This is a genomic window from Pseudovibrio sp. JE062, assembly GCF_000156235.1.
Lineage (GTDB): Bacteria > Pseudomonadota > Alphaproteobacteria > Rhizobiales > Stappiaceae > Pseudovibrio.
On record NZ_DS996805.1, the window covers coordinates 5,001 to 22,256 of the forward strand.

General features: G+C 52.5%; 17 protein-coding genes and 2 rRNA genes (1 of these 19 cut by a window edge). 13 read left to right on the forward strand and 6 right to left on the reverse strand.

The window, feature by feature from the left end; all coding sequences use genetic code 11:
* Both PJE062_RS00020 and rrf read left to right on the forward strand, forming a co-directional pair.
* Nucleotides 1-522 (forward strand): 23S ribosomal RNA (locus PJE062_RS00020); it begins 2,203 nt to the left of the window's first position.
* Nucleotides 523-611: 89 nt separating this feature from the next.
* Nucleotides 612-726 (forward strand): 5S ribosomal RNA (gene rrf, locus PJE062_RS00025).
* Nucleotides 727-1,456: 730 nt separating this feature from the next.
* On the opposite strand, the gene PJE062_RS26250 is transcribed toward rrf, so the two are convergent.
* From PJE062_RS26250 to PJE062_RS00050, 6 genes are all read right to left on the reverse strand, one after another.
* Nucleotides 1,457-1,597, reverse strand: coding sequence for a hypothetical protein (locus PJE062_RS26250; RefSeq protein ID WP_008546595.1), 141 nt, complete (start codon nucleotides 1,595-1,597; stop codon nucleotides 1,457-1,459).
* A gap of 83 nt (nucleotides 1,598-1,680) precedes the next feature.
* Nucleotides 1,681-1,812, reverse strand: coding sequence for a hypothetical protein (locus tag PJE062_RS26955; protein WP_008546611.1), 132 nt, complete (start codon nucleotides 1,810-1,812; stop codon nucleotides 1,681-1,683).
* Nucleotides 1,813-1,838: 26 nt separating this feature from the next.
* A complete protein-coding gene (locus PJE062_RS00035) occupies nucleotides 1,839-2,009 on the reverse strand; it encodes a hypothetical protein (protein WP_157039008.1) in 171 nt (56 codons plus the stop codon).
* Between the two features lie 18 nt (nucleotides 2,010-2,027).
* Nucleotides 2,028-2,414, reverse strand: a complete 387-nt coding sequence (locus PJE062_RS00040) for a hypothetical protein (RefSeq protein WP_208982076.1) — start codon at nucleotides 2,412-2,414, stop codon at nucleotides 2,028-2,030.
* 66 nt (nucleotides 2,415-2,480) lie between these two features.
* A complete protein-coding gene (locus PJE062_RS00045) occupies nucleotides 2,481-3,257 on the reverse strand; it encodes a DeoR/GlpR family DNA-binding transcription regulator (protein ID WP_008547099.1) in 777 nt (258 codons plus the stop codon).
* Between the two features lie 101 nt (nucleotides 3,258-3,358).
* A complete protein-coding gene (locus tag PJE062_RS00050; RefSeq protein WP_008546563.1) occupies nucleotides 3,359-4,252 on the reverse strand; it encodes a sugar kinase in 894 nt (297 codons plus the stop codon).
* 191 nt (nucleotides 4,253-4,443) lie between these two features.
* Between PJE062_RS00050 and yihU the strand changes: the two genes are divergently transcribed.
* From yihU to dhaL, 11 genes are all read left to right on the forward strand, one after another.
* Entirely contained in the window at nucleotides 4,444-5,337 is an 894-nt protein-coding gene (yihU, locus tag PJE062_RS00055) for a sulfolactaldehyde 3-reductase (RefSeq protein ID WP_037035708.1), read from the forward strand.
* Between the two features lie 15 nt (nucleotides 5,338-5,352).
* Nucleotides 5,353-6,405 carry an aldose epimerase family protein gene (locus PJE062_RS00060; RefSeq protein WP_008546928.1) on the forward strand — a complete coding sequence of 351 codons (1,053 nt, stop codon included), beginning with the start codon at nucleotides 5,353-5,355 and terminating at the stop codon, nucleotides 6,403-6,405.
* 33 nt (nucleotides 6,406-6,438) lie between these two features.
* Nucleotides 6,439-7,179: a sulfite exporter TauE/SafE family protein gene (locus tag PJE062_RS00065; protein ID WP_008547126.1), complete on the forward strand. Its 741-nt coding sequence runs from the start codon at nucleotides 6,439-6,441 to the stop codon at nucleotides 7,177-7,179.
* Between the two features lie 195 nt (nucleotides 7,180-7,374).
* Nucleotides 7,375-8,229: a ketose-bisphosphate aldolase gene (locus PJE062_RS00070; RefSeq protein WP_037035710.1), complete on the forward strand. Its 855-nt coding sequence runs from the start codon at nucleotides 7,375-7,377 to the stop codon at nucleotides 8,227-8,229.
* Between the two features lie 487 nt (nucleotides 8,230-8,716).
* Complete coding sequence (locus PJE062_RS00075) at nucleotides 8,717-10,063, forward strand: L-fucose/L-arabinose isomerase family protein (RefSeq protein WP_008546408.1); 1,347 nt, start codon at nucleotides 8,717-8,719, stop codon at nucleotides 10,061-10,063.
* Between the two features lie 92 nt (nucleotides 10,064-10,155).
* The gene (locus tag PJE062_RS00080) at nucleotides 10,156-10,680 is read left to right on the forward strand and encodes a TRAP transporter small permease (protein ID WP_008547275.1); all 525 of its coding nucleotides are present in this window, start codon (nucleotides 10,156-10,158) and stop codon (nucleotides 10,678-10,680) included.
* Between the two features lie 30 nt (nucleotides 10,681-10,710).
* A complete protein-coding gene (locus PJE062_RS00085) occupies nucleotides 10,711-12,000 on the forward strand; it encodes a TRAP transporter large permease (RefSeq protein ID WP_008547030.1) in 1,290 nt (429 codons plus the stop codon).
* A gap of 72 nt (nucleotides 12,001-12,072) precedes the next feature.
* On the forward strand, nucleotides 12,073-13,128 hold the full coding sequence (dctP, locus tag PJE062_RS00090) for a TRAP transporter substrate-binding protein DctP (protein WP_008547109.1): 1,056 nt from the start codon (nucleotides 12,073-12,075) through the stop codon (nucleotides 13,126-13,128).
* A gap of 126 nt (nucleotides 13,129-13,254) precedes the next feature.
* Nucleotides 13,255-15,270: an alpha-glucosidase gene (locus tag PJE062_RS00095; RefSeq protein ID WP_008547105.1), complete on the forward strand. Its 2,016-nt coding sequence runs from the start codon at nucleotides 13,255-13,257 to the stop codon at nucleotides 15,268-15,270.
* Between the two features lie 284 nt (nucleotides 15,271-15,554).
* Nucleotides 15,555-16,619 carry a dihydroxyacetone kinase subunit DhaK gene (dhaK, locus tag PJE062_RS00100; protein WP_008546615.1) on the forward strand — a complete coding sequence of 355 codons (1,065 nt, stop codon included), beginning with the start codon at nucleotides 15,555-15,557 and terminating at the stop codon, nucleotides 16,617-16,619.
* 11 nt (nucleotides 16,620-16,630) lie between these two features.
* The gene (gene dhaL, locus PJE062_RS00105; protein WP_008547271.1) at nucleotides 16,631-17,254 is read left to right on the forward strand and encodes a dihydroxyacetone kinase subunit DhaL; all 624 of its coding nucleotides are present in this window, start codon (nucleotides 16,631-16,633) and stop codon (nucleotides 17,252-17,254) included.
* The last annotated feature ends 2 nt before the right edge of the window (nucleotides 17,255-17,256 follow it).

Genomic DNA, 17,256 nt, shown 5'->3' on the forward strand with positions numbered 1-17,256 from the left:
GCAGAGACGAAAGTCGGTCATAGTGATCCGGTGGTCCCTCGTGGAAGGGCCATCGCTCAACGGATAAAAGGTACGCCGGGGATAACAGGCTGATGATGCCCAAGAGTCCATATCGACGGCATTGTTTGGCACCTCGATGTCGGCTCATCGCATCCTGGGGCTGGAGCAGGTCCCAAGGGTTTGGCTGTTCGCCAATTAAAGCGGTACGTGAGCTGGGTTCAGAACGTCGCGAGACAGTTCGGTCCCTATCTGCCGTGGGTGTAGGAAATTTGAGAGGATCTGTCCCTAGTACGAGAGGACCGGGATGGACGTACCTCTGGTGGACCTGTTGTGGCGCCAGCCGCATTGCAGGGTAGCTATGTACGGAATGGATAACCGCTGAAGGCATCTAAGCGGGAAACCAACCTCAAAACAAGATATCCCTTGAGAGCCGTGGAAGACCACCACGTCGATAGGAGGCATGTGGAAGGGTGGTAACATCCGAAGCTGAGCCTTACTAATAGCTCGATCGATCTTGATCACTCCCATTAAGCTATAATCATAAAGCTTAAATCCAAAAACAAAGCTTCAACTAAACAAAACAGACCAGTTCATAATGTGACTTATTCCTGCCCGGTGGCTATGGCGGGGCGCCCCCACCCGATCCCATCCCGAACTCGGAAGTGAAACGCCCCTGCGCCAATGGTACTTCGTCTTAAGACGCGGGAGAGTAGGGCGCCGCCGGGCATGAATAAAGCACAAAACTCCTCAAAACACACAGAACACAAAATCACACAAAAGCCCCCGATGCATAACGCTCGGGGGCTTTTCTGCGTTTGGAACCAGCGGCAAAAGCCTAAATATACCTCTCAGAACTGCCAATAATCCCTCAACCAAACAGAGCAACTGAAACTTCAATGAGTTGATCACACATGCCTGACACTCAGCGGTTGATATCGAAGAAGCAGCGTCATCCGTAATGAAATCGAGCTGTCTGCTAAGGCTGGAATAATTTTGCGTTCTTATGCGCGTTGGTTTGAAAGATTTACGTTCAGATGGCGTTGCTAGGTTGAAACCGGGGCTAAGCGGGGGTCTTTGGGAGTGTTGGCGGAGCTTATAGGTTACGAGGACAACTCAGAAGGTGGCGCCATAAGAAATGGTTCTCGGTGAGGACCGCTGCAACGAGATATCACCGCACCACGGAGATCTCTGGGAGATAGCCTTCTGTAGGTCCTCGGGGATATGGAGGGAATATCTCTTAATCGCAGTGAATGCAGCTGCTGATCACGCAAGCTTGGCTGAAGCTGGCTCAAACACCATAGCGGACCAACTTATCCCCCTTGCAATCCACGCACTCACGGCACTGCTTACTCAGAGTTATTCCCTTTGTCCAGGCAACCAGTGCGCGCTCGTCTGTGATGTACTCCTAGTAATCCTCTATCGTAATTGCGGAGGCCAGCTTTGGCATGGCGGCTCTCTAAATAAGTCCGCTTTGCTCCAGTTGGGACTTCAGTAGAACCCGGTCACGGTCAAGGTCCGGGGCGATGCCGTGGAGCAGGGTGGGGATGGCATTGTCGTAGGTGATCGACAGGTTATGGTCCCGGCCGATGGCACCCATATAGGTGCTCGTACCGCTGCTCTGAGTAACCCACCACTAGCATCAGTGGATCCGGTTGAGCCAACTCCGGAGTTGATAGGCGCTCACTGCAAGCTGGGTCCAGAGATAAGCCTTGAGAGAGGCAGAGGGTTCTGAAGGGCAAGTTCGATGTATTTGAACAGGCTGATGTTGTTGCGGGTGTAGGTGTGGTTCTTGTACCAGCCAATGTCGTTCATGATCTCTTCCTGTGGCCTGTCGGTAATCAGGGTGACTTGCTGTTTGAGTAGGCTGCCAGCTCGTGGAAATTGGTTTGCTGAATAGCTGATGCTTCAATATGTGCCAGATGCCAGATGCCAGATGCCAGATGCCAGATGCCAGATGCCAGATGCCAGATGTCAGATGCCTGTATCAAGCCTGAGCTATCGTTCTTCATCTCAATTGGCACCGTAAGTCAGATCATGTTCGCCGTGAGGAAAATACCTCCGGAAATGATGGTTACCAGCAGTAGTTTGTCTGTGAGGAGGAGGCGTGTGTGTCGGAAGGTCAGGTAGGCGGTGGGGGCCATGGTGGCTGTGAGGAGGAGGAGTTTGTAGTGGGTCTGGAGGAAGGTGGTGATTTGTTGCCAATAAGGGTGCAGGGCTTCGAGGCCTTTGGTGCCTAATGCGCCGTAGAGACAGAATTGGCCGACACCGAGGAGGACGCCACCTGTTGTTGCTGGCAGGAAACGAGAGGCAGGGATGTTGCTGGCGCCGCTGAGAAATGGGGTGATCCACGCCAGTGGCCCAAGGATACGGGCGGAGATGATGAACGGGACCGCATGCTTTTGCAGGGCAAGCACCTGCGGAAATAGCAGGTGCCTCAGCATCTAATTGAGAATGGAGCTCTTATGTAAAGCCTGCCTGCCTCACATCACCACATTCAGTTGAACGTTGTTGCTATTCAGGATTTTTACTAGGTCGGTGGGTGGTTCTTTATCGGTGAAGAGGGCGGTGACGTCTTTTATGTTGCCGAGTTCTACGGCGGCGGAGGTGGAGAACTTGGTGGCGTCGGCGGCTATGAAGGTGTTGCGGGCGGTGCTCATGACGGCCTGGACAATGGCAACCTCGTTGAAGTCATAGTCCAGCATTGTGCCGTCCGTATCGATAGAGCCGAGGCTGGTGATCAAGTAGTCGACGCGGAATTTCTTCACGAACTCCAGCGCTGTTGTGCCGATGATGCCGCTGTTGTTGCTGCGCAGTTTGCCGCCCGGAACCATCACATCAAAATCAGGTTTGCTGTAAAGCACGTTGGCAACACGCAGGCTGTTGGTGATCACGCGCAAGCCACTGCGCTTGAGCAGGTGGTTGGCGATGATCTCTGTTGTGGAACCGATGGACACAAAGACAGTGCTGTTGTCAGAAATTGAACTTGCGATTGCTTCTGCAATTGCTTCCTTTTCTTCGGTTTCGGAAACCTGCCTAACTTCATAATCCAAGTTGACGACGCTGGAACACCTGCCAGCGCCACCATGATGCCGAATGAGTAGTTTTTGAGCCGCTAATCGCTTGATATCTCTACGGATTGTCTGAGCTGATACATCTAGTGCGCTTGCAAGCTCTTCGACGCTGGCGTAGCCTTTTTCATTGACGTAATTCACCAGTCGCTCGTGGCGCGGGTTTCCAATGATGACCGTATCAACCATAGAGGCCTCAAAATCTCTGATCAGAAAACAACAAAATGCGTATAGGACAGCTGATCACTCTGTCAAAACGAAAGCTCTGGCAGGCTTACCGGAGCATTTTTTCAGGCATCAGCCTTCAGGAATGCTTCAACACTGGCGCGATCCGGGATTCCATCTCGTCCACCAAGACGTGTGCACTTGAGCGCGGCCACTGCGCTGGAGAATGTAACGGCCTCTCTAGGTGCCATTTTCTCAGCAATTGCAACGGCAAAGGCACCGTGGAACACATCTCCTGCACCTGTGGTGTCTTTCACATCCACTTTGAAGCCAGCTTGGTGGCAGATCTCGTCTCCCTCCAGCCAGTAACATCCTTCAGAACCAACTGTGACATAGAGTTTAGCGTTTGTTTTCGTTTGCGCAATGCGCAACCCTGCCACAGGGTCATCAACCTGTGAGAATTTCGCCAGACCCGGCTCTGAGAAGGCAACATGATCGGCCAGTTCCACCAAATCCGTTATATCTTGGGGGGTTACGTCCCCATCAAGGACGGTAGGAACACCTGCTTTCTTCGCTTCCTTGAGGGCAAAGAGAGCGCCTTGATGCCAACGAACGTCGGCCAGAAGAGCGTTGTAGCGCGCAAAATCAACTTTTTCGAGCCATCTGGTTTCAGGAGAGAGTTGGTCGCCTTGGTAGTTTATGATCATTCGCTCACCGTGATCATCCACCAAAACAGCCGAGAAGGATGAGCTAGCACCGGCAATCTGGTGGAGATGCTGAGTGTTGACATTGTAACCAGCCAACCCCTTGATCATGGTGGTGGCGACGTCATCGGTGCCAGCACGGCCTATGAAATCAACTGGATACCCAAGTTTACTCACGGCGACAGCGGCAGTCGCTGCAGGGCCTCCTCCAATCTCAAAGTAATCCGAAGCGACAAACTTACCTCCGGTGGTGGGCAATTGCTCGACTCTGAAAACACGATCCAGAACTGTGATGCCAACGCACGCAATGACCATTTATCTCTCCGTTATTATACGCAGACTCTGATCATTTTTAGCGAATATAGACCAGATATTGCGTGTTATTACTCATCTCTGTACAAATTTATCACCAAAAAAGAACAATAACAATCATAATGTGTTGTAATTTGCGCATCTTCAGTACTAAATGGACACAATGACAGTTCTAACCATGACGAGGCACAGACATGGCAACAGTTGGATTTATCGGGTTGGGCCAAATGGGACAACCTATGGCGACGAACTTGGCCAAAGGTGGTCATGCGCTGCGGGTTTATGATGTCAGCCCCGAGGCTGTTGCCTCCTTGGTTACCAAAGGCGCCGTTGCTGCAAGCAGTCCGGCAGAGGCTGCTGATGGGGTAGATTTTGTTGTAACCATGCTGCCAAACGGGGCGTTGGTTTGTGAAACTCTGTTTGGTGAAAACGGTGTTGCAACAACGCTTTCCAGCGATGCACTGGTGATTGATATGTCCACGGTGCATCCGCTGGAAACGGATGCGATGATTGCTGATATGGCGAAGCTTGGTTTTTCCATGATGGAAGCGCCGGTTGGCCGAACGTCCGACCACGCGATTGCTGGTACTCTGCTGGTTCTGGCGGGTGGTACGAAAGACCAGATTGCAAAAGCGCAGCCGCTCTTTGATCTGATGGGATCAGATACGGTGGATGCAGGTGGCCCGGGCAAGGGCATTCGCGTCAAAATCATCAACAACTACATGAGCATTGCGCTCAACACACTGTCAGCAGAAGCGGTTGCTCTGTCAGAAGCCATTGGGCTTGAGTTTGACGCGGCCATGTCTGTCATGAGTGGGACGCCAGCGGGCAAAGGGCACTTCACCACCACATGGCCAAATAAGGTGTTGACTGGGGATCTGAGCCCGGCGTTTATGATTGACCATGCGCACAAGGATCTGGGCATTGCGCTTGATCTTGCCAATCAGGTGGGTGTGCCGATGCCAATGGGGGCAGCTTCCCGCGAAACCTACAATATCGCGCGCAGTGCAGGGCGAGGGCGTCAGGACTGGTCCGCCGTTCTAGAGCAATTGCGTGCGCTTTCAGGGCTTGAAACCAAAGCAAAGTAAAATCGGGAGGTTCCAATGGAAGTCACTGTGGTTCCATTTGGTCAAGTGAACGGTAAAACCGCAGATCTGATCACGATCACCAACAAGAATGGCCTTCAGGTTTCACTCACCAACTATGGCTGCATCGTCACATCGCTGATCGTTCCTGATCGCAATGGCAACAAGGAAGATGTGGTGCTGGGATACGAGTCCCTGGAGAAATATCTGGCAGGGCATCCGTTCTTCGGGGCGATTGCCGGGCGGTGTGCAAACCGTATTCAGGATGGCAAGTTTACGCTGGATGGCGTGGCGTATCTGCTTGAAACCAATGAGCCACCAACCGTGCAGCACCTGCATGGCGGCAGCAAGGGTTTCGACAAGTATGTCTGGGGCTATGATATTGAAGAAAAAGCAGATGTTGTTCGTGTGCACCTGCACCGGGTGTCGCCAGATGGGGAATCTGGCTATCCGGGGACATTGAGTGTCACTCACACCATCGCTCTGGATGATACGAACCAGCTGCACTTCAACTTCTGTGCCCATACCAGCAAGCCAACCATCCTCAATCTGGTGAACCACAGCTATTACAATCTGGCGGGACACGACAAAGGCTCGGTCGAGAACCATGAGCTGAAGCTGTTTGCGGATCATTACACGCCTGTTGCGGAGAACATGATCCCGACAGGGGAAGTGAAAAGCGTGGCAGGGTCAGGGCTGGACTTCCGTGAGGGGGCTGTCATCGGTCAGAATATGGATAAGCTCGATGGTCGCTGGATTGATCATAACTTCGTTCTGAACGGCGAGGGTCGAGGCAAATACAAGAAAGCGGCTGAGCTGTATGACCCAGCCTCGGGTCGTGTGATGGAAGTGGAGACAACGCAGCCTGCGATCCAGTTCTACAACGGTTTCAAGCTTTCCAATAAACCCTGGTTTGGGCGAAATGGCTATAAGTATGAGGCGTTTGGCGGGTTGTGTCTGGAAACGCAGCACTTCCCGGATAGCCCGAACAAGCCGCACTTCCCTAGCATCCGGCTGGACCCGGAAGATGTCTATAAACAAAAGACGATCCATCGGTTCAGCACACGCTAATCATCTGCGCCAGTCGGGCGCCAGAGAAATACAATGACATTCGAAATCATCGTCGTTTCAGCGATCATAGCTCTGGGTAGCTTTACCCAGGGCCTCACAGGCTTCGGTCTGGCGCTTGTTTCGGTCCCCCTTCTGTCCCTTGCCATTGATGTGAAAGCTGCTGTTCCGGTAGCTGGTATCTTCGGTTGGTTGGTGACATTCCCGATCGTTTGGAAAATGCGTGCTCATGTCAGATGGAAGCCAGCTTTGCTGCTGTTTCTTGGCTCTTTGCCAGGGTCCTATCTGGGAGCGGACTTGCTCAAGCGGCTACCAGCGGAAGCTATTCTGATCACCATGGGTGTCGTCCTTGTTGCCTCAAGCATCTACTCGTTCCTTTCCAGAGAGGCTTTGTTCAAAGAAGTTTCGAAACCGATCACGGTCGGAACCGGTTTCTTTTCAGGAGCTTTGGGCGCGAGTGTTGGTGAGCCGGGACCGCCAGTGATTGCTTACACTTCCATGCAGCCATGGACGGCAGATCAGGCCAAATCCACGCTCGTTTTCTTCTTTATGCTTCAGATGGTTGGGGCGATCACAGGCTTCTGGTTTCAGGGACTGCTCACGGATGTGGTGATTGGCCATGTGGTCAAAGCGCTGCCTGCATTCGTCATCGGCATGTCGCTTGGCATGTTTGGCTACCATCTGTTGCACACCTACAAAATTGACTATCACAAAATCATTCATGGACTGCTTTTGGTCATCGGACTGATGTTGATAGTCAAAAATCTACCAATTTGAACGCAATATCCTACGTAGCAATACTGTTGTGAGCAAATTAGGACATAAAAATGATCATTAATGTTGTTATTTGATCATATCTGTGAGAATTTACAGTCATAACCATAAATGGAAAGCGAAAATGCCAGCCACGGGTTCGGGTTTGGCATGAGGAGCCATCCAGCAGAACGTGGAATGACCCCGAGGACATAACAAATGCCTTACGTTTCAGGAAAAACAATGATCCAGCACGCTTGGGAGAACGGATACGCTATTGGCGCATTCAGCGCTCACAACGCGGAGTCTATTCGTGCGATCTTGACTGCAGCTGAAGAAGAACGCGCTCCAATCATGATCCAGGTTGGTCAGAAAGTGATTAATACGCTCGGCCTCTATCAGATGAAAGACATGATCGACACGTTCATGCGAGACATCACTGTGCCTGTCTGCATTCATCTGGATCACAGTCGCCAGTTTGAGCAGACCATGGAAGCTACTCGCGCAGGCTTTCAGTCAGTGATGTTTGATGGTTCTGGCTTTCCTTTCGAGGAAAACACCAAGACAACCAAAGCAGTAGCTGATGTTGCCCATGCTCTGGGCATTGGCTGCGAAGGTGAGATCGGCAAGATCGGCGGCACTGAAGATGACATCACCGTTGATGAAGCGGATGCCATGATCACCACAGTGGAAGAGGCGCAAGAGTTTGTCGAAAAGACCGGCGTGGACTATCTGGCGATCTCCGTCGGCACCGCGCATGGCGTGTACAAAAGCGAACCGAAGCTCGCCTTTGAGCGCATCAAGGAAATCAAGGAGCAGGTGAAGAAGCCACTGGTTCTTCATGGTGGTTCTGGTGTGCCGGATGAGCAAGTTAAGAAGGCAGTTGAGCTAGGTGTTGCAAAGGTGAATGTAGATACTGAACTTCGCCAGGCCTTTACGCTGGGTGTGCAGGAAGTCTTTGCAAACGATCCTGAAGAGTTTCATCTGGCGCACTCACTCGGTCGCGGTGAGGAAGTCATGAAACAGAAAGTAAAAGAGAAGATTCGTGTCTTCGGGTCCAATGGAAAAGCCTAGGTAATCTTCCAATGTGATTCCCGATGCTGCAACTCCTCCCGAGATGAGCAGCCAAGTGCCAGTCTGCCCCACAGGCTGGCACTTCTTGTTTTAAGGGTATGTAAGAAAACGCTCAATTATGCCGTGTGTACCCTTCGTAAGCGCAGAAAACTGCGCATTTTAACGCAGACATATCACCGCATTGCTTGTTTTCTCCGCTGACCTACTCTGAAAACTCCAGTTCCAAGCACATGATCGTTCTTTGTGTCAAAAAATAACAGTGAACGTTGAAAAGTGGACAAAAATGTCAAATAACACCAAATAAATGAGCATAAAAGAAAAAATAATGACCATTTATGTGGTATTACTCATGGTTAGTCACTAAGGTTCAAAGTAGTCTGTTTTTACAAGATAAGAGGGCTGGGGAGCCCTCGATAAAAAGGCCTGGGGGAGAGAGGTTTCAGACGCGGAAACGTCACTCTCGGCTAAATACAGTAGGGAGTTAATAATGTCCGTCGACACACCCCGTATTGGCATCGTCGCGCTCGGTCGTCCAACCTTTGATGTTCCCTATGCAGAAGAAATTCTCGCGCAAGCCTGGAAGAACCTCCAGACACTGGACGCTGAGTTTGTTGGTGAACCAAAGCTGCTGTTTGATGCGGACGCTGTCAAGGAAGTGATGCCAAAGCTTCAGGAAAAGCCGCTGGATATGCTTCTTCTGCTGCAGGTGACTTTCACCGATGCCACCATGACTGTTGAGCTTGGCAAAGCCATCGATGCGCCGCTCGTCATGTGGTCCTATCCGGAAGCAAGAACAGGTGGACGCCTGCGTCTCAACTCATTCTGCGGTGTCAATCTGGCATCCCACGCACTCAGCCGCAGCAACATTCGTCTCGATTATGTCCATGCAGCTGCTGAAAATCCAAAAGCGATTGAAGAGTTGCGTTTGCTGGCGCGTGCCGGTGCAATCGTCAACCAGCTCAAAGGTTCAAAGCTCAAATTGGTTGGTGAGCATCCGGATGGGTTTGATGCCTGCAACTTCAATGAGCAGGAACTGGCAGACCGCTTTGGCATCAGTGTTGATCGTATTCCGGTGATCGACTTCATCGATCAGGTGAAGGAGCTGCCGGATGAAGTCGCGGACGCACCTTATGAGCGACGCGCAAAGGACTTTCCAAATCTGGCGGATCTGGATCAGGAAGCCACCTGCAAAACACTCAAGGTTTATTCCAAGCTGCGCACCGAAGCAGATGAAAAAGATTATGCCGGTGTTGCAGTGCGCTGCTGGCCAGACTTCTTTACCGAATACGGATGTGCCGCGTGTGGTGCGCTGGCTCTCCTGAATGAAGACCGGACCCCAAGTGGCTGTGAAGCTGACATGATGGGTGTCGTGACATCACTCACATTGCAGCACGCATCGGGCAATAGCGTGTTCAACACAGATCTTGTTGACGTAAATGTTGAAGATGACACGGTTGTGTTCTGGCATTGCGGGCAGGCGCCAATTGATATGGCCGATCGCGATCAGCCAGTGCAGGGAACGATCCATAGCAACCGCAAGCTGCCATTGCTTTCCGAGTTTGCTTTGAAGCCGGGGCGTATCACGATGGCGCGCTTCAGTCAGGGGCATGGCAAGCTGCGCCTCATACTGGCTGGTGGTGAAATGGTACGTGCTCCATTGGCGTTCTCTGGCACTGCTGGCACAGCAAAGCTGGACACACCGGTCAAAGACTTCATGGAAAAGATGATTGCTGAAGGGCTGGAGCATCACACTGCTCTGACTTACGGCGACCATCGTCCGGTTCTTCGCGCGCTTGCCAAGCGCCTCGGTATCGAGGTGGTCGAACTCACCTGATACCCGGAGCGTTCTGAAGCTGTCTTTGGCTCTCATGCTTCAGAGCGCTCTTTCCTCTCTTTGGGCAACTCTTAAGGCAAGGAAAGAGCATCATGCTTAAGGCGATCGAAAAAGGCCTCGCCGCCATCAACAATCCCATCGCCCGGGCAGGCGAGTATGTTGGTGGACTTTTCCTGGTCATCATGACCTCAATTGTGCTGCTGCAGGTTTTCTTCCGCTACATCCTCAACAGTCCCATCAGCTGGACGGATGAAGCCTCGCGCTTTCTGATGATTTACATGACGTATCTGGCGCTGCCGGTCATCTATCTGACAGGCAAAAATATCGCCATGACGTTTGTGCTGGATGCAGTGGAGGGAACACGTATCGGGCATCTGCTGAAAGCCATCATTCATGTGATCGCACTGGTTCTGTTCGCAGTCTGGATTAAGTTTGGTTGGGTGTTCTTTGGCACGGGCTCTGTCACCGCAGATAGTCTGCCGATCCCTATGTACGTGATCTACATCGCGCCGCCTGCGCTGCTGGCAATCACCTGCCTCGCGGCTTTGCAGAAGCTGGTAGGCGAGCTGGACCAGTTCATCCATTTCAACGCCAATAACAAAAGCGAAAACGCTTAGGCTCCAATACCTTAACGGGAGTGTATAGGTATGGTCTCTCCGATCTTCCTTCTATATTTCTTGATCTTCTTGTTGATTGGTGCCCCGGTGCTTTTCGCGCTTGGTTTGTCCCCTGTGATTGCTCTGTTCCAGGACGACAAGGTTCTCTTCATCAACATGCTTTACCAGCGCCTTTACGCTGGTCTCGACAACTTCCTGCTGCTGGCGCTGCCGTTCTTTATGCTGGCGGGTGAGTTCATGGTGAACGGTGGCATCACCACTCGTATCATCACCTTCTCACAAACCATGGTGCAGCACTTCCGTGGTGGTCTCGGTCACGTGGTGATCCTGGCTTCCACCCTGTTTGCAGCGCTGACTGGGTCTTCTGTGGCGGCAACCTCTGCGATTGGCAACATGCTGATCCCTGAGATGGAGCGCTATAAATATGACCGCACCTATGCGGCAGCTCTGACGGCAGCGGCAACAGTTCTGGGCACCATCATCCCACCAAGCGGTATCATGCTCATCTATGCTTTCGTGATGAACACCTCCGTGGCTGCGATGTTCATCGCGGGTGTGGTCCCAGGCATCATCTTCTGTATCGGCCTGATGATCATCAACCGCTGGCAGATCAAGAAGTACCCTGATGTGGAGCAGTTTGAACGGGCCAGCCGCAAAGAGCGCTGGAACAGCTTCTCCATGGCTTTCTTCCCGCTGCTCACACCGGTGATCATATTGGGCGGTATCTATTCAGGCGTCTTCACGCCAACGGAAGCAGCTGCTGTGGCCGTGTTCTATGCGCTGATCCTGTCCGTGGTCGTGCTGAAAGTGCTCAAGCCTGCCAGCGTCTTCCCGATGTTCATGCGCATCGCTGTCAATGCAGCGGCAATTCTGATCATCGTGGCCGCGGCGAGCGGGTTTGCTTCAGCCATCTCTCTGTCCGGTATCGCGAAGGACATCACCTCCTTCTTCCTCGGTATCACCCGTGATCCTTATCTGCTGTTCTTCATCATCAACGTCTTCCTGTTCATCGTCGGCATGTTCCTTGATGCAGGTCCGGCAATCCTGATCTTCGCGCCAATTCTTGCGCCGATCATGACACAGGCAGGTATCGATCCGGTCCACTTCGGTGTGGTCATGTGCGCCAACCTTTCCATCGGTCTGGCAACACCGCCAATGGGTCTCGTTCTCTTCGTCGCCTCAAGTGTTTCCGGGGTGCCGTTGCAAAAGATCTCGAAAGCGATCCTGCCGTTCCTGGCGATCGAATTCGTAGTCATCTTCCTGATTTCATTCTTCCCTGCGCTCGTCATCGGTTTCCCGAAACTGCTGGGCGTGATGTAGGCGAACCAACCCTTACCAACGTGCTGCAACGGGAGTGGGGCAGCAGACTTTAAAACTCATGTGGAGGAAAACATGAACTTTAAGAAAACAGCAATCGCATTGCTCAGCTCAGTTTTCATGGCTGCGGGTGCACAGGCGGCGGATTACACTCTGACTGCTCCGCACGTAACCAACCTTGACGGTTACAACCACCAGTCACTGCTCGTGTTTAAAAACTTTGTAGAATCCCGCTCCAATGGCGCGATCGAAGTCGAGATCTATCCGGGCGGTCAGCTTTGCGGCACAGCAAAAGAGTGTCTGGCAGGCGTTCAGAACGGTATGTTCGATTACTTCCAGACCACCATTCCGGAGCTGGCAAACTACTGGTCCCCAGTGAGCGCATTCGATCTACCCTACATGCTGCGTGATGACCGTGTTGCTGAGTGTGTCTATGACAACGATGAGTTCCTTGCAGACGTTCGCGGCAACGTTCTGGGCAGAACCAATGACACTCTGCGCTTGATGATGGTGTCCAACTCCGGTGGCTGGCGTAACATTGCGACCACTGACAAGCAGGTGAAAAATCCTGATGATGTGAAAGGCCTGAAACTGCGTACCGTGCCAGCTCCAATCCAGCAGGAACTGGTGAAGCAGCTCGGTGCAGCGCCAACTCCAATCTCCTGGCCGGAAGTTTACACCGCCCTGTCTACCGGTGTTGTTGACGGCACCAAGAACGGCATCGTGGACATCACCATGATGAAGTTCCAGGAAAGCCTGAAATACATTGCGCTGGATGGTCATGCTTACATGGGCGGCGTTTGGGTGATGAACAACGCCAAGTTCAACTCCATGCCAGAAGAACTGCGCAAAGTGGTGATTGATGGTGTAGCAGCTCAGAACCAGTATCTGCGCTCCTATCCAAAATGGCGTGAGTTCGCAGCGTTTGAGGAGTTCCGCGAAGCAGGTGGCACCATCTACACCCCAACCACAGAAGACCGTGCAGCATTCAAGGCAGCAACTGCTGGCGTGCGCGACTACTTCATCGAAAACAGCGACGCAGACGGCAAGGCTTGGCTGGAGCGCTTTGAAAATGAAATCAAAGCATGTGAAGCTAAGATCGATGCGTCCTACGCAGCTTCTCTGAAGTAAGACAAGAGGGCGCGGACCACATCATCCGCGCCCTTTTTCTATCCGTTCCAGATTTTCGATAGCCCGGTGCTGACAGGCCGACCCGCCAGAACAGGCCGGTGTCGCACTAACTCCGCAGGCACTCAAATGAACATTGTTAAACAAGAAAATGGCTTCACTGTTCTGCACAAAGACCGCACCGTCTTTACGCACAGCTTGGATAAACCGGCAATCTTTCTGGGAAGCGGTCAAGGCACTTTCGATATGTATCGCGGGAACTTTGACATCAAAGATTATGTCGAATCCCGCCTGCCAATGCGTGCTTTCAGGATCGATGAGGAAGCCGATAAGGCAAGCATCACACTTGAGGTTGATGGCGAGGACTACCTCACGCTGACCATTTATGAGACGGAAGAAGGCCGCCTGAAAGTGGACTTCAACAGCCTGAAAGATGAGGTGAACCGTTTCTGGATGCGCGTCCATGCAACACCGGAAGAGAAGGTCTACGGTTGCGGTGAGCAGCTGACCTACTTCAATCTGCGTGGCAAGAACTTCCCGCTCTGGACGTCTGAACCAGGCGTTGGCCGTAACAAGAACAACTACGTGACATGGCTGGCGGACACCAAGGATAAAGCGGGCGGTGATTACTACAACACCAACTACCCGCAGCCGACCTTTGTCTCCAACGACAAGTACTTTTGCCACTTACAGACAACTGCCTACGCGGACTTTGATTTCCGCCACGATGACTTTCATGAGCTGCAGGCCTGGAACATTCCAGACTATATGCTGTTTGACCGGGAAGATAGTTTCACCGCGCTCGTCGGCAATATCTCCGATGTATTTGGCACGCAGCCAGAACTGCCGGATTGGGTGCTGGATGGCGTGATCCTTGGCATTCAGGGTGGCACCGATATCACCCTTGAGAAAATTGAGCGGGCCAGAAAGGCGGGCGTCAAAGTCGCGGGTGTCTGGAACCAGGACTGGCAGGGCATCAAGATGACCTCCTTCGGTAAGCGCCTGCATTGGAACTGGGAATGGAGCCCTGAACTGTATCCGGGCCTTGATACCAAGATCCATGAGCTCAAAAAAGATGGTGTCCGCTTCCTCGGCTACATCAATCCGTATGTGCTGGAAGGTCAGTCCCTTTACAAAATCGCCAAGGAAAAAGGCTATCTGGCCACCAAGGCTGATGGTGGTGACTATCTGGTTGATTTCGGCGAGTTCTATTGTGGTGTGGTGGACTTCACCAATGATGAGGCCTGCGAATGGTACAAGGGCGTCATCAAGGAAAATCTGATTGGCTTTGGTCTTGATGGCTGGATGGCTGACTTCAGCGAGTACCTGCCAACCGACTGCACCCTCTCTAATGGTCGCTCTGCTGAGTTGGAGCATAACGACTGGCCGCGTCGTTGGGCGAAGATCAACCACGAAGCCATTGAAGAATGCGGCAAGACCGATGACATTCTATTCTTCATGCGGGCAGGGGGCACGGGCTTCCAGCGGTACTGCCATGTGCTTTGGGCAGGTGACCAATGCGTGGACTGGTGCATTGAAGATGGTCTGGCCTCCGTCATTCCGGGCGCACTGTCCGCTGGCCTGATGGGCAACGGCATCCACCACTCAGATGTGGGTGGTTACACCACTTTGCATGGCATGAAGCGCACCAAAGAGCTGATGATGCGTTGGATTGATTTCTGCGCCTTCACGCCAATGATGCGCTCTCATGAAGGCAACCGTCCGGGTGATAATCACCAGTTCGACACCGATGATGAAACACTTTTCCATCTTGGTCGGATGTCCCGCGTGTTCGCCAGCATGAAGCCTTACCTGAAAGCCGCGATTGCGGAAAACACAGAGGCAGGCATTCCGGTGATGCGCCCGCTGTTCATGCATTATGAGCAAGATGAAACTGCCTACGACATTCAGTTCCAATACCTGTTGGGCCGCGATGTGATGGTCGCACCGGTCTACAATAAGGAAGAGACTGAGTGGAAGCTGTACCTGCCGGAAGATGACTGGGTGCATGCGTGGTCGGGGCAGGAGTTCAAAGGTGGCTGGGTCACCGTGGATGCACCGCTTGGTGAACCGCCTGTTTTCTATCGTAAATCCAGCGAATATGCAGACCTGTTTGCAGCTTTGCCTCAGGTCGCAAAAGCCTAATACTCTTCGGTTTTCGCAGGTTGCTTGGCCCGCGAAAACCACCCTCGGCGCGATGCCGATCACTGTCAGATTTCAACCTACCAAATGAAGAGGACGATATTCCGCAGGTATTCAGAGAACACGGAACTTGCACAATCTTGGCATGGGATGCGCCTTCGTCAATCAGATGCCTTCTGGCACCTGAGCAACAAGGTGAAATGTTAGAGACTTTAAGTTCGTGAAGGCTCTTTGAACCAACGGAATAATCAGGTCCGGATTTGCTGCTCGGGAGTTAAGCAAAAACAATGAAGAAACTGATCAACCGCGTTGAAGATGTCGTTGCTGAACAGCTGGCTGGCATGCGTGCAGCACGACCGGAACTGAAGTTCTCTGAGGAGCCGCGCTACATCTGGCGGGAGGACAACACAGACAAAGTTTCTCTTATTTCTGGTGGTGGCAGCGGTCACGAACCGCTTCATGCCGGATACATCGGCAAAGGCATGCTGACAGCCGCTTGCCCGGGCGAAGTGTTCACCTCTCCAACACCTGACCAGATGTACGAATGCGGCAAGCAGGTAAACAACGGCAAGGGCGTTCTGTTCTTCATCAAGAACTACACCGGAGACGTCCTCAATTTTGAATCTGCTGTTGAGCTTCTTCATTTCGATGACATCCCAGTGGGCTCTATCACCATTGATGATGATGTGGCCGTAAAAGACAGCCTCTACACTGCAGGCCGCCGCGGCGTTGGCGCCACCGTGTTGATTGAGAAGATTGTGGGTGCTGCAGCTGAGGCTGGATATGATCTGGCCCAGTGTGAGGAACTGACGCTGCGCCTTAACAATCGGGCCCGTTCCTTTGGTGTTGCATTGTCTGCCTGCACAGTACCAGCCAACGGCAAGCCATCTTTTGAACTGGCAGATAATGAAATCGAGTTTGGTGTCGGTATTCACGGGGAACCGGGTATCGAACGCCGCTCCTACAGCGACCTGAACACACTGGTTGAGCAGATGTGCGATGAGATCATCAACACACCGGCGTACACCCGCACCGTTCGTACATGGGACCGTGAGGCAGGTGAATGGAAAGAGAAGGACATCACCACAGAAGAGTTCAAGCAGGGCGATCAGTTCATCGTGATGGTGAATGGTCTGGGCGGCACCACTCAGGGTGAGCTGTATGGCGTTTACGGCAAAATGGCAGAGTGCTTCGACAAAGCTGGCTACAAGCTGGCCCGTAACCTTGTCGGCAACTACTGCACCGCGCTGGATATGGAAGGCTTCTCCATCACCTTGCTGAAGGCTGATGAAGAAACTCTGAAGCTTTGGGATGTTCCGGTCAATGCACCAGCCTTGCGCTGGGGAGTTTAAGGATTACGGCTATGACAGTAAAAAAAGAACAACTCCTGGAATGGCTTAAAGACTGTGCAGCGGTGTTTGCCGAACAGCGTGATTACCTCACGCAGCTTGATGCAGATATTGGTGATGCTGACCATGGCATCAACATGAACCGCGGTTTTGAGAAGGTGCTGGAAAAGCTGCCGACCATGGATGCCATGTCCATTGAGATGATCCTCAAAACCACGGGCATGACACTCATGTCTTCCATTGGTGGAGCTTCTGGTCCGCTCTATGGCACCTTCTTCATTCGTGCAGCAGCGGCCGCAAAGGGCAAGGATGAGCTGGATCTGGCAGGCCTGATAGCTGTGCTGGAGGCTGGTGTCGCTGGCATCGTTGCACGCGGCAAGGCTGAACCGGGTGATAAAACCATGTGTGATGCCTGGTGGCCTGTGCTTGACGCGGCCAAAGCAGCTGAGAGCCTAGAGGCTGCTTTGCCTTCCATGGTAACAGCAGTAGATGCTGGCGTTGCCTCCACGGTTGATATGCGGGCAAAGAAGGGACGTGCGAGCTATTTGGGTGAACGCTCCATCGGACATCAGGATGCTGGCGCAACCTCAACCATGTTCATGGTCAAAGCGCTTTCCCGCGCGGTCGTTGGGAGTTAAGC

Coding starts and splice junctions, on each gene's coding strand:
- dhaK (WP_008546615.1), top strand. CDS start 15,555: ATGAAGAAACTGATCAACCGCGTTGAAGATGTCGTTGCTGAACAGCTG.
- PJE062_RS00065 (WP_008547126.1), top strand. CDS start 6,439: ATGACATTCGAAATCATCGTCGTTTCAGCGATCATAGCTCTGGGTAGC.
- PJE062_RS00075 (WP_008546408.1), top strand. CDS start 8,717: ATGTCCGTCGACACACCCCGTATTGGCATCGTCGCGCTCGGTCGTCCA.
- PJE062_RS26955 (WP_008546611.1), bottom strand. CDS start 1,812: ATGAACGACATTGGCTGGTACAAGAACCACACCTACACCCGCAACAAC.
- PJE062_RS00050 (WP_008546563.1), bottom strand. CDS start 4,252: ATGGTCATTGCGTGCGTTGGCATCACAGTTCTGGATCGTGTTTTCAGA.
- PJE062_RS00060 (WP_008546928.1), top strand. CDS start 5,353: ATGGAAGTCACTGTGGTTCCATTTGGTCAAGTGAACGGTAAAACCGCA.
- PJE062_RS00070 (WP_037035710.1), top strand. CDS start 7,375: ATGCCTTACGTTTCAGGAAAAACAATGATCCAGCACGCTTGGGAGAAC.
- dhaL (WP_008547271.1), top strand. CDS start 16,631: ATGACAGTAAAAAAAGAACAACTCCTGGAATGGCTTAAAGACTGTGCA.
- PJE062_RS00035 (WP_157039008.1), bottom strand. CDS start 2,009: ATGAAGAACGATAGCTCAGGCTTGATACAGGCATCTGACATCTGGCAT.
- PJE062_RS00080 (WP_008547275.1), top strand. CDS start 10,156: ATGCTTAAGGCGATCGAAAAAGGCCTCGCCGCCATCAACAATCCCATC.
- PJE062_RS00095 (WP_008547105.1), top strand. CDS start 13,255: ATGAACATTGTTAAACAAGAAAATGGCTTCACTGTTCTGCACAAAGAC.
- PJE062_RS00085 (WP_008547030.1), top strand. CDS start 10,711: ATGGTCTCTCCGATCTTCCTTCTATATTTCTTGATCTTCTTGTTGATT.
- dctP (WP_008547109.1), top strand. CDS start 12,073: ATGAACTTTAAGAAAACAGCAATCGCATTGCTCAGCTCAGTTTTCATG.
- yihU (WP_037035708.1), top strand. CDS start 4,444: ATGGCAACAGTTGGATTTATCGGGTTGGGCCAAATGGGACAACCTATG.
- PJE062_RS00045 (WP_008547099.1), bottom strand. CDS start 3,257: ATGGTTGATACGGTCATCATTGGAAACCCGCGCCACGAGCGACTGGTG.
- PJE062_RS26250 (WP_008546595.1), bottom strand. CDS start 1,597: ATGGGTGCCATCGGCCGGGACCATAACCTGTCGATCACCTACGACAAT.